The sequence below is a fragment of the Pseudomonas sp. Rh2 genome (assembly GCF_040762985.1).
Classification (GTDB): Bacteria; Pseudomonadota; Gammaproteobacteria; order Pseudomonadales; family Pseudomonadaceae; genus Aquipseudomonas; species Aquipseudomonas taiwanensis.
Map to the genome: position 1 here is coordinate 1,582,426 of NZ_CP142890.1, position 14,112 is coordinate 1,596,537.

The 14,112-nt window shown below is 62.3% G+C and carries 11 protein-coding genes, 1 tRNA gene and 1 pseudogene; 4 read left to right on the forward strand and 9 right to left on the reverse strand.

Going from position 1 to position 14,112, the window contains the following annotated elements:
• Window positions 1–58: 58 nt before the first annotated feature.
• Window positions 59–2,349, reverse strand: a pseudogene (gene bglX, locus VXM67_RS07155) (beta-glucosidase BglX).
• 189 nt (window positions 2,350–2,538) lie between these two features.
• On the opposite strand from bglX, the gene VXM67_RS07160 reads away from it, so the two are divergent.
• Together VXM67_RS07160 and VXM67_RS07165 are read left to right on the forward strand one after the other, a co-directional pair.
• On the forward strand, window positions 2,539–3,156 hold the full coding sequence (locus VXM67_RS07160; protein WP_367237575.1) for a TPM domain-containing protein: 618 nt from the start codon (window positions 2,539–2,541) through the stop codon (window positions 3,154–3,156).
• 83 nt (window positions 3,157–3,239) lie between these two features.
• Entirely contained in the window at window positions 3,240–4,460 is a 1,221-nt protein-coding gene (locus VXM67_RS07165; RefSeq protein ID WP_023378940.1) for an SAM-dependent methyltransferase, read from the forward strand.
• A gap of 4 nt (window positions 4,461–4,464) precedes the next feature.
• Here the strand turns inward: VXM67_RS07165 and VXM67_RS07170 are convergent, their stop codons facing one another.
• The 7 genes from VXM67_RS07170 to VXM67_RS07200 all read right to left on the reverse strand — a co-directional run bounded on the left by VXM67_RS07170 (window position 4,465) and on the right by VXM67_RS07200 (window position 11,457).
• Window positions 4,465–5,475 carry a DUF4917 family protein gene (locus VXM67_RS07170; RefSeq protein WP_023378941.1) on the reverse strand — a complete coding sequence of 337 codons (1,011 nt, stop codon included), beginning with the start codon at window positions 5,473–5,475 and terminating at the stop codon, window positions 4,465–4,467.
• Window positions 5,476–5,634: 159 nt separating this feature from the next.
• Window positions 5,635–7,344 carry a SulP family inorganic anion transporter gene (locus VXM67_RS07175; protein ID WP_202675911.1) on the reverse strand — a complete coding sequence of 570 codons (1,710 nt, stop codon included), beginning with the start codon at window positions 7,342–7,344 and terminating at the stop codon, window positions 5,635–5,637.
• 210 nt (window positions 7,345–7,554) lie between these two features.
• Window positions 7,555–7,628 (reverse strand) — tRNA-Gly (locus VXM67_RS07180).
• A gap of 111 nt (window positions 7,629–7,739) precedes the next feature.
• On the reverse strand, window positions 7,740–8,624 hold the full coding sequence (locus VXM67_RS07185; protein ID WP_023378943.1) for an alpha/beta fold hydrolase: 885 nt from the start codon (window positions 8,622–8,624) through the stop codon (window positions 7,740–7,742).
• Between the two features lie 402 nt (window positions 8,625–9,026).
• On the reverse strand, window positions 9,027–9,719 hold the full coding sequence (locus tag VXM67_RS07190) for a pseudouridine synthase (RefSeq protein WP_023378944.1): 693 nt from the start codon (window positions 9,717–9,719) through the stop codon (window positions 9,027–9,029).
• A 33-nt stretch (window positions 9,720–9,752) separates the two neighbouring features.
• Window positions 9,753–9,974 (reverse strand): cysteine-rich CWC family protein, encoded by a 222-nt coding sequence (locus VXM67_RS07195; protein ID WP_023378945.1) that lies wholly within the window; start codon window positions 9,972–9,974, stop codon window positions 9,753–9,755.
• Complete coding sequence (locus VXM67_RS07200; protein ID WP_023378946.1) at window positions 9,967–11,457, reverse strand: sensor domain-containing diguanylate cyclase; 1,491 nt, start codon at window positions 11,455–11,457, stop codon at window positions 9,967–9,969. Before VXM67_RS07200 ends, VXM67_RS07195 begins: the two co-directional genes overlap by 8 nt.
• 211 nt (window positions 11,458–11,668) lie before the next feature.
• Between VXM67_RS07200 and VXM67_RS07205 the strand changes: the two genes are divergently transcribed.
• Entirely contained in the window at window positions 11,669–12,109 is a 441-nt protein-coding gene (locus tag VXM67_RS07205; RefSeq protein WP_023378947.1) for a hypothetical protein, read from the forward strand.
• Window positions 12,110–12,163: 54 nt separating this feature from the next.
• Here VXM67_RS07205 and VXM67_RS07210 read toward each other — a convergent pair whose 3' ends face one another.
• Window positions 12,164–13,270 (reverse strand): enoyl-CoA hydratase/isomerase family protein, encoded by a 1,107-nt coding sequence (locus VXM67_RS07210; protein WP_023378948.1) that lies wholly within the window; start codon window positions 13,268–13,270, stop codon window positions 12,164–12,166.
• Between the two features lie 126 nt (window positions 13,271–13,396).
• On the opposite strand from VXM67_RS07210, the gene ung reads away from it, so the two are divergent.
• The gene (gene ung / locus VXM67_RS07215) at window positions 13,397–14,089 is read left to right on the forward strand and encodes a uracil-DNA glycosylase (RefSeq protein ID WP_023378949.1); all 693 of its coding nucleotides are present in this window, start codon (window positions 13,397–13,399) and stop codon (window positions 14,087–14,089) included.
• Window positions 14,090–14,112: the final 23 nt, after the last annotated feature.

Sequence of the window (14,112 nt, forward strand, 5' to 3'; positions counted from 1 at the left end):
CCTACAGGGATTATCATGTCCTTGTAGGAGCCGGTTTACCGGCGATAGGGCAAGCTGCTTACAGCAATTCGAAACGCTTCTGTTGCACCGCCTCGGAATCGAGCCCGACCTGGACGTTGAATTCCCCTGGCTCGGCGACCCGCTGCAGTTGGCCATTGTAGAACTTCAGGTCGTCTTCACTGATGCGGAAGGTGAGCGTTCGCGACTCACCAGCCTTGAGCATCAGTTTCTGGAAGTTCTTCAGCTCCTTGACCGGCCGGCTCATGGACGCCGAAACATCCTGCAGGTACAGCTGCACGACCGTTTCGCCGTCGCGCTTGCCGGTGTTCTTCACGGTCACCTTGGCTTCCAGCGTGTCGCCGCGCTTGAGGTCTTTCTTCGACAGGGTAAAGCCGGACAGCTCGAAGCTGCTGTAGCTCAGACCGTAGCCGAAGGGGTACAGCGGGCCATTGGGTTCCTCGAAGTACTGCGAGGTGTAGTTGCCCGGTTTGCCCGGCGTGAACGGCCGGCCAATGCGGGTGTGGTTGTAGTGCATCGGAATCTGCCCGACCGAACGCGGGAAGGTAATGGCCAGCTTGCCCGACGGGTTGTAGTCGCCGAACAGCACATCAGCGATGGCGTTGCCGCCTTCGGTTCCGGCGAACCAGGTTTCCAGAATGGCGTCGGCCTGTTCGCGTTCCCACCCAATCGACAGCGGACGACCGTTCATCAGCACCAGCACCAGCGGTTTGCCGGTGGCCTTGAGCGCCTTGATCAGCTCACGCTGGCTGGCGGGGATTTCAAGGGTGGTGCGGCTCGACGATTCGTGGGACATCCCGCGGGATTCGCCGACCACCGCAACCACTACATCGGACTGCTGGGCGGCCTTGACGGCCTCATCGATCAGCACGGCGGCAGGGCGTGGGTCGTCGACGATCTCTGGCGCATCGAAGTTGAGGAAGTTCAGGTAGTCGAAGATCGCCTTGTCGCCGGTGACGTTGGAACCTTTGGCATAGACCAGTTTGGCCTTGCCCTCCACGGCGCGGCGCAAGCCCTCGCGTACGGTCACCGAGTGCACCGGTTTGCCGTCGGCGGCCCAGCTGCCCATCATGTCGATCGGGGCGTCGGCCAACGGCCCGACCAGGGCGATGGTGCCGGACTTTTTCAGCGGCAGGGTCTGGTGGCGGTTTTCCAGCAATACCAGGCTGCGGCGTGCGACATCCCGGGCCGCCTCGCGATGCAGACGCGCATCGGCGTAGGGTTCCTTGGGATCGTTCTCTGCCTTGCCGATCCGCACGTACGGGTCCTTGAACAGGCCCATGTCGTACTTCGCCCCGAGCACTTCGCGAACCGCCTGGTCCAGTTCGGCCTGGGTCACTTCACCCGTCTTGAGCAGCCTGGGCAGCTCCTGGCCATACAGCGTGTCGTTCATGCTCATGTCGATGCCGGCCTTGATCGCCAGTTTCGCCGCCTCGCGGCCATCGCGGGCCACGCCATGGCGGATCAACTCCTGAATGGCACCGTGGTCGCTGATGGTCACGCCCTTGAAGCCCCACTCCTTGCGCAACAGGTCATTCATCAACCAGGTGTTGGAAGTGGCTGGCACGCCGTTGATCGAGTTCAGCGCCACCATCACCCCGCCCGCGCCGGCATCCAGTGCCGCACGGTAGGGGGGCAGGTAGTCGTTGTACATCTTCGGCAGGCTCATATCGACCGTGTTGTAGTCGCGTCCGCCTTCCACTGCACCGTACAGGGCGAAGTGCTTGACGATGGCCATGATGCTGTCGGGGTTGGCCGGGCTGTTGCCCTGGAAGGACTGGACCATTACCTGGCCGATCCGCGAGGTCAGGTAGGTGTCTTCACCAAAGCCCTCGCTGGTGCGTCCCCAGCGTGGGTCGCGGGCGATATCGACCATTGGGGCGAAGGTCATGTCCAGGGCGTCCGCCGAGGCTTCGATGGCCGAAGTGCGGCCGACCTTGGCTATGGCGTCCATGTCCCAGGTCGCGGCCATGCCCAGGCCGATCGGGAAGATGGTGCGGTTGCCATGAATGACGTCGTAGGCGAAGAACATCGGGATCTTCAGGCGGCTGCGCATGGCCGCGTCCTGCATCGGGCGGTTCTCGGCGCCGGTACGGGAGTTGAAGGTACCGCCGATACGGCCGGCGGCGATCTCCTCGCGGATCTTGTCGCGGGGCATTTCCGGGCCGATGCTGATCAGGCGCAGCTGGCCGATCTTTTCGGCTTCGGTCATCTGGCTGATCAGATGGTTGATGAACGCCTGCTTGTCCTCGAGGGGGGAGCGGTGGGGGCGGCGAGGGCCGCCTGACTGGCAAGGCCCAAGGCCAGGCCCAGCAAAGACAGTTTCATCATCAATTCCATTGTCGAGGCCTCTGCCGTATCCAGGGGGCGATACGCGCGCGGCCGAAGTTTTCAGGCGGCTATTGTTGTACAGTTTGCAAGGATCACGTCCAGCGGCGAATTATGCCTGAATATGCAAGCCGCGGATGAGCACCTGTGTGCCGGGACGACAACTATAAGAACGATCGAGAGCGCCAAGGCATGACCCTCCTCAACGAATATGACCGGCGCCGAATCGCCGAGGCCATCGCCCGTGCCGAAAAGCGCACCGATGCCGAACTGGTCACCGTGCTGGCGCGCCGCGCCGATGACTACGCTTATCTACCGCTATTCTGGGCCGCCGTGCTGGCATTGGCCGTGCCCGGCCTGCTGCAATGGTTGTCTGGCTGGCCGGGCATGCGCGGGCTCCTGGTCGCCAATGTGTTGCTCTTCGTCGGCTTGTGCCTGCTCTTGCGCAGCCCACGCCTGGCGGGATGGTTGATTCCACAGGCGCTGCGCCGCTGGCGGGCGTCGCGCCTGGCTCGCCAGCAGTTTCGCGAGCAGAACCTGCAACGCACGGCGGGCGGCACTGGTGTGCTGATTTTCGTCAGCGAGGCCGAGCAGCATGTCGAAATACTGGTCGATCGAGGCGTCAGCCAGTATCTGGACGCTGCTGCCAGAGCTGCCATCATCGCCCGCTTTGCCGAACACGTACGCCAGGGGCATACCTTGCAAGGCTTCGTCGAGTGCATCGAGGCTTGTGGCGAATTGCTGAGCGAACACCTGCCATCGACCCACGCCCGCAACGAGCTGCCCAACCGCTTGGTGGTCCTCGACTGATCGGCTCCCACTGGGTTGTCGTGGCACGGTAGAATGCGCGCATTGCGCTGCGCGCTTCCCGCTATTCGAGGCACCCGTTTTCCATGTCTGCTCGTACTTTCGCTTCACCCGCGCCGGATGCGCGTGCCCAGTTCCTTGAGCTGCTGGGCGCTGCCATGCACGGCAATACCCTGGTCAAGCTGGTGCTGGCCCGCCATGTGGGGGCCGACCAGACCTTGCAGCGGATCATGGCCAAGCCAGTGCAAGTCAAAGGGCAGCCCAACCTGTCGCTGGTGTACCGCCACCAGACCCGCGATATCACCCGCAACCTGTCATTGGACCAGGCCCTGACGCTGGTCGCCGAGCTGCTGCCGGAGAGTTTTCGCAATGCCCATCTGTTCGACGCTGACGGCGAAGTGCAGCTGACCTTCAGCAAGAAGGGCAAGCCAATGTTGCAGCGCCATGGCGCCCAAGCCCTCCGCGAAACGTCAGTGAGCACGGGGCACGACCGCGAGAAGAAGCGTTACCTGGAGCTGTCCCGGCCGTTTCTGCGTGATCTGGGGGTAACTGATGCACAGGGTGCGCTGATCCCTTCCATGTCGCGCAAATGGAAGCAGATCAACAAGTTCATCGAAGTTTTCGACCATGCGCTGGCCAATGCCCCGGTGCCGGCCGAGCAAGTGCTGCGGGTGGCCGACTTCGGTTCGGGGAAGGGCTACCTGACCTTCGCCATGCATGATTACCTGCGCAACACGCTTGGCCGTGAAGCCCAGGTGACGGGCGTCGAGTTGCGTCAGGACATGGTCGACCTGTGCAATGCAGCGGCTTCGCGCCTGGAGCATCCTGGCCTTGAGTTCCAGTGTGGTGATGTTCGCAGTGTGGTGCCAGAGGCCATCGAAGTAATGATTGCCCTGCATGCTTGCGACATCGCCACTGACTACGCCATCCACACCGGTATTCGCTGCAACGCCGCGATCATCATGTGCTCGCCATGCTGCCACAAGCAGATCCGCCCACAGTTGCACAGTCCAGGGCTGCTACAGCCGATGCTGCAATACGGCCTGCACCTGGGGCAGCAGGCCGAGATGCTGACCGACAGCCTGCGCGCGCTGTACCTGGAAGCCTGCGGCTATGAAACCAAGGTGTTCGAATTCATTTCGCTGGAGCACACCAACAAGAACAAGATGATTCTGGCGGTCAAGCGTCGACAGCCGGTGGACAATGGCGCATTGCTGGAGAAAATCTCGCAGCTCAAGGCGTTCTATGGGGTGCAGGAGCATTGCCTGGAGACGTTGCTCGCCGCCGACGGCCTGATCGCTCGCTGACCCCTCAACTGCGCCCGCTCGGTACCTCGATGGCCAACTCCGCCAGCCCCAACGGGTGGCTGCTCGCATCGAAGAAGTGCACTCCCGTTCCAGGTAAGTCACCGAACCTGTCCATGAAGTGTTGCTTCTGGTTGATTACCGAAGCGTCACTCAATGGTCGGATGGCGATCGCCAGGTAGGCCGGTCGGGCATGGCGAATGGCTTCGAGCAAATGCCCGTCTGTGCTGTCCAGGTGTTGTCCGAACAGGCACAGGCCCTGGCTTTCCTGCGCCAGCTGCGTCAGGCACCAGCCGAGGTAGTCGGAGTTGCGGATGGCGCGCAGTTTTTCGTCGCTGCGTTCTTCATTGACGAACAGTGGCACCTCCCCCGGAATGTTCACGGCGAAGCCATCGAGCAGTTCAGCGCATTCGGCACTGCGCTGGCGGGTGGAGCCGTCAGGCAGCTTGAGCAGGTGCATCCCGCCGTGCAGGTGCATGACCCGGGTGCCTTCGCAGCGGGTGCGGCGCAGGTCGAAGAAGCCTTGTTCGTCGAACAGCGTGGCGAATCCCTGTGGGGCGTGCTGCAGAGCCCACGGCAGAATCAGGTCGTAGTTGCTGGTATAGACGCTGCGGTACTGTCGCAAGGCCTGGTTGATGGTTGTCAATGTGCTCGCCGGCATCAGCGACCAGGGCAGGTGCACGGTGCGCACGGCGTGGATCAGTGCTTCCTTGATCGAGTAATAGCGGTTCAGGGGGGCAGTGGAGTTGATCGCCAACGCAGCATTGGCACGTACGGTATGGTTGAGGGTGCTGAGTACCGTCTCGAACATCTCCGTGCCCAGGGACTTGAACAGGGCTTGGTCGCTGACAGCAAGGCCTTTCTTGCGTCCGGCACGCTGGGCTTGTTCGAACAGCGAAAAGTAGCCGAACGGTTTCCACAGTGCACGGCTGGCACCATTGCCCAGCAGCAGGGCGTCGCAGCGGTGGCGTTGGTGGAGGTCGGGCCAGGTGGCGAGGTGGGCGTCGAGTGCAGGCATGCGAAGGTCCATTCGGTGGAGCGGGGCGGGGCGACTTTAGCATGTCGGGCAAGGCGAGGGTGGCTGGCTACCCAAAGGGCACACGCCACACAGCTTGCTCGCCCTCTGGACGCCGCCCCAGCCATGAAGTAGCGACCCCCGCCTGTGGCCTGCTGGCAATCACTCGGGAGCAGGGTTCCGTTGCGGGTTCCGGCTCCTGTTGCGCCATAACCGATACGCCCTTATCCCCGCGCGAACCGAGCCGAACAGCAGCTTGTCTTCCATTTCCCGCGCCATACCGGAGCGCACCAGCATGCGCAGGAACGTGCCACGGGCACGGGCGATGGCGAAGTGGATGCCCTGGGCCGAGAGGGTATCGCGCACTTCGCGCAGGGCGGCGATGCCGCTGACATCGATACGGGTCACCGCTTCGGCGTCGAACAGTACGGCCTTGGGCTCGGCCTGGCTTTGCACCGCTTCGAGCAGGCGCATCTTGAAGTAGTCGGCGTTGAAGAACAGGATCGCGTCATCGAAACGGTACACCACCAGGCCCGGCACGGTGCGGGCTTCCTTGTGGAGGCGGATGTCGACCTGGCCTTCTGTTCCTGGCAGCCAGCCCAGCACGGCGTCGGTGGGTTGGTAGATGCTGTACAGCAAGCGCAGGATCGCAAGGGTCACTGCGAAGACGATGCCTGGCAGTACGCCCAGGCTCAGTACGCCGACGGTGGTCAACAAACACAACCAGAACTCGAAGCGGCTCAGGCGTTTGATATGCTCAAGGGACTTGATGTCGATCAGCCCCCAGCCGGCCATCAGCAGCACGGCTCCGAGCGCGGCCTGTGGAATCCAGGCCATGGGGGCGGTGAAAAACAGCAGTATCAGCGCAATCACCAGGGCGGCGATGATGCCCACCAGTTGGCTCTTGCCACCGACCATGTCATTGACCGCCGTACGCGAGTCCGCGCCGCTGATGGCAAAGCCTTGGGAAATACCAGCGGCCAGGTTGCTCACGCCAAGGGCCACGAACTCATGGTTGGCGTTGATCGCGTAGCCGTGGCGTGCGGCGAAACTGCGTGCGGTGAGCATGGCGCTGCAGAAGCTGACGGTGGCGATACCCAGGGCGTCGCGCAGCAAGCTTTTGGTTTCCGCCAGGTTGCTCTGTGGCCAGGCCAACTGGGGAATGCCGGCCGGCACCGGACCGAGGATGGCCACCCCGAAGCGGTCCAGACCGAACAGGCCGACCACCAAGGTGAACAGTGCAACGGTGACCAGTGCCGCCGGTAGGCGCGGGTGGCGTCTTGGCAGCCACACCAACAGGCCCAAGGCGGCGATGCCAATGATCAGCGTCAGCCAATGGATCTCGCCCAAGCGCTGGGCAAAGTTGATCAGGCTGAGAATGAAACCGTCACCTTCGATCTTGAAGCCAACCACCTTCGACATTTGCCCAGCGATCAGGCTCAGGCCGATGCCGTTGAGGTAGCCGATCAGAATGGGCCGGGAGAAGAAGCTGGCGATGAATCCGGCCCGGGCAAGCCCTGCGCCGATCAGCATGACCCCCACCAGCACCGTAACGATCACCGAAAGTTCGGCGATGCGTTGCGGATCACCCATCGCCAACGGCGCCACGGCGCCTGCGATCATTGCGCAGGTGGCAGCATCGGGGCCGACCATCAGTTGGCGCGAGCTGCCGACCAGGGCATAGACCATCATTGGCAGTACGCAGGCATACAGACCGTATTGGGGGGGCAGGCCGACGATTTGCGCGTAGGCAATGGCGATGGGAATCTGGATCGCCGCCACGGACAGGCCTGCCTGCAGGTCGGCGTGGAACCAGTCACGGCGGTAATGCAGCAGGTTGGCCAGGCCCGGCAACCAGCGGGAAAGAAACATACGCGGTCCTTTCGAAATGTTTCACGAGTCCATGGAACATATGCCTGGCAAATTGCTTTGCCGGCAAGTGAATAGTGCGGCGGGAATTCAAGCCGAATGGGTGGCACATGGCCATAGGGCCAGATCAAGGAAAAGGCAGAAACGAAAAAAGGAGCCGAGGCTCCTTCTGACAGCGATGACGTTGCTGGAACGTCATGCGGGAATGCGATGTGGAGCGGGTAGAGGGAATCGAACCCTCGTCGGAAGCTTGGGAAGCTACTGTTCTACCATTAAACTATACCCGCGTAGACGGTCGACTTTTTACCAGAACCCTCCTTCCTTGAGAAGCCCAAGTTATAAAAAAGCTGTCGGCGACCCATAGCCTGCGGGTGAACGGCTACGGGACGCCGATGCGCTCAGATGGCCAGTGCATGTTGCCCCGGGACGAAGTTGAAGCGTTGACGGGTTTCACGCACGGTTGGCTTGAGGAAGCCCAGCACGACATCACGGGTTTCCTCGCAGGCGGCCTTGTGCTCCATGTCGAGGAAGTGGCCAGCATCGCGGATCACGCTGAAGTGGCTCTTGCCAACGTGCTGGCTGAAGTGCCGGGCATCCTCGGCGGTGGTGTACTCGTCGCGATCACCGTTGATGAACAGCACCGGAATGTCGATGTTGACCGCAGCTTTCAGTGCACGCTCCAGGTCGTGTTGCAGCACTTGATTGATGTGGAAGTGCATCTGTGCGTACTCGTGGCTGTCCAGGCTGCTGACATGCCGGTAGTTGAAGCGCTTGAACAGCGACGGCAGGTGCTTGCCAATGGTGTCGTTGACCAGGTTGCCCACCTGGTAGCGGTCGCAGGCAGCCAGGTACTGGCATCCGCGCTCCAGGTAGTCGCGCATCGCTTCGTTGATGATTGGCGAGAACGAGCTGACCACCGCTTTCTTCACCAGTCGCGGCTGGTGCGCCAGCGCCAGCAGGGTACAGGCGCCACCCCAGGAGAACGACATTACGTGGTCGGCACGGAAGTGCTCGATCAGCTCAAGAAGAATGTGCGCTTCGGTCTCCTTGGTGATCAGGCGCTCCTGGCGGTTGTGGGGCTTGGACTTGCCTGCATAGGGCTGGTCGTACAGCACCACGTTGAATTGCGGGTGCAGGTTGCGCACCGTCTGGGCGAACGAGGCCGTAGTGGCCAGCGACCCGTTGATCAGGATGATCGTTTTTTCGGCCGCTTCCGCGCGATAGAACTCCGTGTAAACCCGATACTGACCTTGAATATCAAGTACAGCAATTTCTGGCCTCATGTCTTCGACTCCTGGCGCAAAAAGGGTATTCGCGTCACCTAGGGTGCACGTTCTTTATGACAGGTAGGCATACGCCTGAAGAGAAACCGGGGGCCCTGTGTCGATCCTTGGCACGTGTGTCGACGGTATTGTTTTTCGCGGGCGATTCGCCGTGCCCCAAGGCATCGAGGCCCTGGGTGGCCGGCAAAAGGCGTCTTGGACTGCGTGTGTGACTAGCAAGTCACATGCAGACTGACGATTTGGATTCAAGCAGCAGGTGCGGGATCCCGCAAGTGCCGTTCAGGGAAAAATGTGACGTTGGCCGCTGGACGGTCGTGTGTCGATCATCTGCCGCCTGCCGGGGGGCCTTGGTCGGCACGCCGGCTCCCGCCTTCGCCGCTTTTCGTGGCCCTGGAAGGTGAGCTAGACCGAGGCGATTTCCTCGGCTGTCAGCGCCCTGAACGCCCCTGGCTCAAGGGCTGGGTCCAGTTGAATCGGGCCCATGCTTTCCCGGTGCAGCCCCACGACCTTGTTGTCGAAGTGCCCGAACATGCGCTTGACCTGGTGGTAACGTCCTTCGACGATTGCCAGCCGGGCCTGCCGCGGGCCGAGGATGTCCAGTTGGGCAGGCAGGGTGGTGAGGTTTTCGAAGGCGAAGTAGAAGCCTTCCCGGAACCTGGCGACATAGTGGTCGCCGATCTCGTCCTCGGTCTCGACCAGGTAGCGTTTGGGCAGTTTGGTCCTGGGCTGGGTGAGTCGTCTCGACCATTGGCCGTCATTGGTCAGGATCATCAGGCCGGTGGTGTTGTAGTCCAGGCGTCCGGCGATGTGCAGGCCGTCTCGCTGCTCGGCGGGTAGCAGGTCCAGCACCGTGCGGTGCCGAGGGTCCTGTGTGGCGCTGACGCAACCGGTGGGCTTGTGCAGCATCAGGTAGCGAGCCGGGTAGCCTGCCTGAAGCAACTTGTCGTCCACTTCGATGCGGCTGAAGTCGTTCACTTCCAGCAGTGGGTCATGCGCCACCTCGCCATTCACTCGCACACGTCGTTGTGCCAGCAGTCGTCGCACCTGCTGACGGTTGTAGTCGGGGAGATTGGCGAGGAAACGGTCAAGTCGCATGAGGCACGGCAGGGATAACAGCGGGGGGGCAGTCTAGCGCGTTGGCGAGTCGGGCGCTGCTTCGAGTTGTGCCAGAACACCGGCACAGCGTGGACACAGGCAGGCCTTGTCGCGCAGCTCGGCGGGCAGGGCCTGGAGCACGGCGGGGTCGATGGCCACGCCAAAGCACCAGCAAGCCTGGGTGGCGCTGCGTGGATCGGCCAAGGTGCACTGGTTGGGGGCGCCACAGGCGGGGCAGTGCTGCTTGTCATTCATGGTCGGATCCGGGGATTTCAGTGCAGACGCGGTTGCGACCGGCCTGCTTGGCACGGTAAAGCGCTCGGTCGGCGCGGGTCAGCAGGGTATGGACGGTGTCGCCCGGCTGAAGGTTGCCCAGGCCGATACTGGTGGTCAGGCGTAGCGGTTGGTCTTCGTAGGTGAACGTCAATTGTTCGGTGCGTCGGCGGATCTTCTCGGCCACTTCGATGGCTTGGCGACCGTTGGCCTCGCGCAGCAACACGATGAACTCCTCACCGCCCCAGCGGCAGATTATATCCGACTGGCGCAGGCTGCCTTGCAGCACCTGGGCGAACTGGCGCAACACTTCGTCGCCTGCCAGGTGGCCGTGGGTGTCGTTGAGCGCCTTGAAGTGGTCCAGGTCGATCAGCAGCGCCACCAGTGGCGCCCGGTCACGCTGGGCTTCCAGCAATGCCTGGGCGGCCAGTAGGTCGAAACTGCGTCGATTGGGCAGGCCGGTAAGGCTGTCGAGCGTGGCCAACGCGGTCGTGCTGGCCTGGTGCCGCTGGAGCATTGCATTGAGCAACGACAGCACCACCAGGGTGATCATCGCGCAGATCGCCAAATTCAGGTAAAGAGCATGGCGGACGCGGTCCAGCGTGCCGGTCTCGCGCTTGTCCACCAGGAGGTACCAGTCCAGCTCAGGCAGTTTGCGCACGTTGAGGAAGTGACTGTGTCCAGCGCCATCCTGATATTCGTGGCTGCCTTCGTCAGGCACCGCGGCTTGCGCCAGCAGCGCGGCGAAGTCGCCGCTGTCGCCGAGCATCTGTCCGACGCGCAAGCCATGAGGACCGCCATCGGAGCCGGTCAGCAGGATCTTGCCTTGGGCATCGGTGAAGAACACCGAGCGCTGATAGCGCCGTTGGTAGTTGTCGATCAGCTTGACCACCGACGCCACGCTGAGCCCCACACCTGCCGCGCCGATGAAGCGTTGCTGGTAGTCCAGCACGCGATAGTTGATGAACACCGTCAGGCTGTCCTGGTTGGCCATGTCCAGGTCGACGTTGATCTCGTAAGGGGCCTTGAGCTCGCGCAGGCGGAAATACCATTCATCGCGCCAGGTGCCGGGCTGGACTTGCTTGAGTACGCCTTTGGCCTGGTAGTAAGTGAGGCTGCGGTCGGAGACGAAGAACGAGGTGCAGGTGTCCTGCTTGCCCATGACTTCGCCCAGGTAACGGGTGATGCGCCGGGTGTCCTGTTCGCCGGCCAGCACCCAGTCGCGCAGGAAGGTGTCCTGGGCCATCATCGAGGCGATCAGTACAGGGCGAATGAGGTCTTTCTGGATTTCCGAGTAGACCGTGTCGGACGTCAGCGGCAGTTCGGTATGGACGATTCCGTCATGGATGGCGCTACGCGAGGAGTAGTAGCTGAGCAGCGAGGTGGCCAGGAAGCCGCAGGCCAGCAGCACCAGCAGGGTGAGGATCAGCGAGCGCTGTGAAAACAGGGCGGAGCGTGGAGGCATGATCGTCCCGTGATGTGTGCCGAGCTGCCCATTCTAGTGAGATGCCCGAGAAATGACTGCATCTTTTTTGGGGGTACTCGGACCTGTTTCAATTTGTTGCGAAAATGGCACTGCACCCCGACTGGACGGTCTTATTGGTTGTCGACGATCGCTTCTCGTCGACGCTCGCCAGCGCCGCTGTTCGGGCACCCCTGCGGTCCAGGAGGCCGCCATGTCCTATCGAATTCTGCTGATCGCCCTGCTGGGCCTGATGACGTCCGCCTGCGTGCCCTACTACGAGAGTGGGGGCTATTACCGCTCGGATTACTACTCCTCCGATCGCTACGTGTCGCCGGGGTACTACCGTTATGACCGCTACTATGTAACGCCACAACCGCGCTACTACTATCAGCCAGCGCCACGCTATTACCGGCCAGCGCCTGCACCGTACTACAGGCCTCATCCCCGTCCGGGTGTGAACCAGTGGCATGGTAACCCTCGCTTCGACTATGGCCATCGCCAGCGCTATGACGATGGGCGTGACCGCGATCGTCACGACTACCGCAATGACAGCAAGCGTTACCAGAACGAGCGGTGGCATTCGAACGGACACGGTGACCGTGACCGGCGGCCGGACCGTGGCCGCGGAGGGGACCGCAACTGGCAACGGTGATTCAGCTCCATCGCTTGCTGCAGGGGCTGCACTGCAGCCCCGAACACCAGGGTGCTAGGCCAGGTCGGCCAATGGATGCCGGCCTTCCCACACTTTGGCGAAATGTGCCTCGACCACCGCCAAGGGCACCTGTGCGATGTCTGGCCAGTGCCAGTGTGGCTGGTTGTCCTTGTCCAGCAGACGGGCACGTACGCCTTCGCTGAACTCTGGGTGCCGGCAGCAGTTGAGGCTCATGGTGTATTCCATCTGGAAAACCTGGGCCAAGGAAAGATGCCGCGCGCGCCGAATTTGTTCCCACACCAGATGCGCGGTCAGCGGGCAGCCTTCGTGCAGGCGTTGGCCTGCTTCGGCCAGCAGTGGGTCCGAATGCTGTTTCAGACCCTCAAGCGCACGCCAGGCACTCGCGGGGTCGGCCACGTCGAGCAACTCGTCGATCATTCGTCGGCGCGGCAACCACTGGGCCTCGGGTAACTCGGCACAGGCTCGATGCTGTTCGGCCTTGAGCAGACTGTTCAGTTGCAGTTCGGTCTGTTCCTGCCAATTCAGTTGCAGCAGCTCCTCGATCAAGGCTTCTTGCTGGTGTTCGCCCAAGAAGCGGTCGGCCAACCCCAGGTCAATCGCGTCGCGGGCGTTGATCGGTGCGCCGGTCAGCCCCAGGAACAGCCCCAACCTGCCCGGCAGACGGGCGAGGAACCAGCTGGCGCCGACATCCGGATAAAGCCCGATGCTGATTTCCGGCATCGCCAGGCGGCTGCTGGGTGTCACGATACGTACCCCGGCGCCCTGCAGCAGCCCCATGCCGCCGCCGAGCACATGGCCGTGGCCCCAGCACAGCAGGGGTTTGGGGTAGGTGTGCAGCATGTAGTCGAGGCTGTACTCGGCGGCGAAGAAGGTCGCTGCCAGTGGTGGGACGCTGCCTGGGTGTTCGCGGCAGGCTTGGGCCAGCGCCCGCACGTCGCCTCCTGCGCAGAACGCCTTGGGCCCGCTGCCGCGCAGCAATACGCAGACTACGCCAGGGTCGTGGGCCCAGGCATGCAGGTGTTCAGCCAACACCTCGATCATCGGTAGATTGAGGGCATTGAGCGCCTTGGGGGCATCCAGCGTGGCAATGCCGATACGGGCGCCGTCGGCGCCGGTGAGTACCTCGCAATGAATGGACATGTGCTACCTCGTACAGGTCATCGCACAAGTATGGCTTGCCTTGCCGATCATGCCGGTCGCCGGTCGGACTGATTGACAAGGGGGGGCGGCTTACCTAGTGTCGCGCCATTGTTTACGGATGGCCCCATGACTGACGACGATCGCATCAAACTCGAACCCAGCTGGAAAGCCGCATTGCGTGGCGAATTCGACCAGCCCTACATGCACCAGCTGCGCGAGTTCCTGCGCCAGGAGTACGCGGCCGGCAAGGAAATCTACCCACCGGGGCCGCTGATCTTCAATGCGCTCAACTCCACCCCGCTGGAGCAGGTCAAAGTGGTCATTCTCGGCCAGGATCCTTACCACGGCCCAGGCCAGGCCCATGGTCTGTGTTTCTCGGTGCAGCCGGGCGTGCCGACACCACCGTCACTGGTCAACATCTACAAGGAACTGCAACGCGACCTGAACATCGCCATCCCTGATCACGGCTATCTGCAAAGCTGGGCCGAGCAGGGCGTGCTGCTGCTCAACACCACCATGACCGTGGAGCGTGCGAACGCGGCTTCGCATGCCAAGAAAGGCTGGGAGTTCTTCACCGACCGCATCATTCAGGTGGTGAGCGAGCAGTGCCCGAATGTGGTGTTCCTGCTGTGGGGCGCGCATGCCCAGAGCAAGCAGAAGCTGATCGACGGTACCAAGCATCTGGTGCTCAAGTCGGTGCATCCGTCGCCGTTGTCGGCCTATCGCGGTTTCTTTGGGTGTGGGCATTTCAGTCGGGCCAACAGCTTCCTTGAGCAGCGAGGGTTGGTGCCGATCAACTGGGCATTGCCGCCACTTTGAACAGGGTCATCGCCGGCTGCTCC

What these genes read in the sequence shown, in the direction of transcription:
- VXM67_RS07175 (WP_202675911.1), bottom strand. Translation starts at nt 7,344, where the DNA reads ATGTTTCTTTCCCGCTGGTTGCCGGGCCTGGCCAACCTGCTGCATTAC.
- VXM67_RS07205 (WP_023378947.1), top strand. Translation starts at nt 11,669, where the DNA reads ATGTCCTATCGAATTCTGCTGATCGCCCTGCTGGGCCTGATGACGTCC.
- VXM67_RS07210 (WP_023378948.1), bottom strand. Translation starts at nt 13,270, where the DNA reads ATGTCCATTCATTGCGAGGTACTCACCGGCGCCGACGGCGCCCGTATC.
- VXM67_RS07195 (WP_023378945.1), bottom strand. Translation starts at nt 9,974, where the DNA reads ATGAATGACAAGCAGCACTGCCCCGCCTGTGGCGCCCCCAACCAGTGC.
- VXM67_RS07185 (WP_023378943.1), bottom strand. Translation starts at nt 8,624, where the DNA reads ATGAGGCCAGAAATTGCTGTACTTGATATTCAAGGTCAGTATCGGGTT.
- VXM67_RS07170 (WP_023378941.1), bottom strand. Translation starts at nt 5,475, where the DNA reads ATGCCTGCACTCGACGCCCACCTCGCCACCTGGCCCGACCTCCACCAA.
- VXM67_RS07160 (WP_367237575.1), top strand. Translation starts at nt 2,539, where the DNA reads ATGACCCTCCTCAACGAATATGACCGGCGCCGAATCGCCGAGGCCATC.
- VXM67_RS07200 (WP_023378946.1), bottom strand. Translation starts at nt 11,457, where the DNA reads ATGCCTCCACGCTCCGCCCTGTTTTCACAGCGCTCGCTGATCCTCACC.
- ung (WP_023378949.1), top strand. Translation starts at nt 13,397, where the DNA reads ATGACTGACGACGATCGCATCAAACTCGAACCCAGCTGGAAAGCCGCA.
- VXM67_RS07165 (WP_023378940.1), top strand. Translation starts at nt 3,240, where the DNA reads ATGTCTGCTCGTACTTTCGCTTCACCCGCGCCGGATGCGCGTGCCCAG.
- VXM67_RS07190 (WP_023378944.1), bottom strand. Translation starts at nt 9,719, where the DNA reads ATGCGACTTGACCGTTTCCTCGCCAATCTCCCCGACTACAACCGTCAG.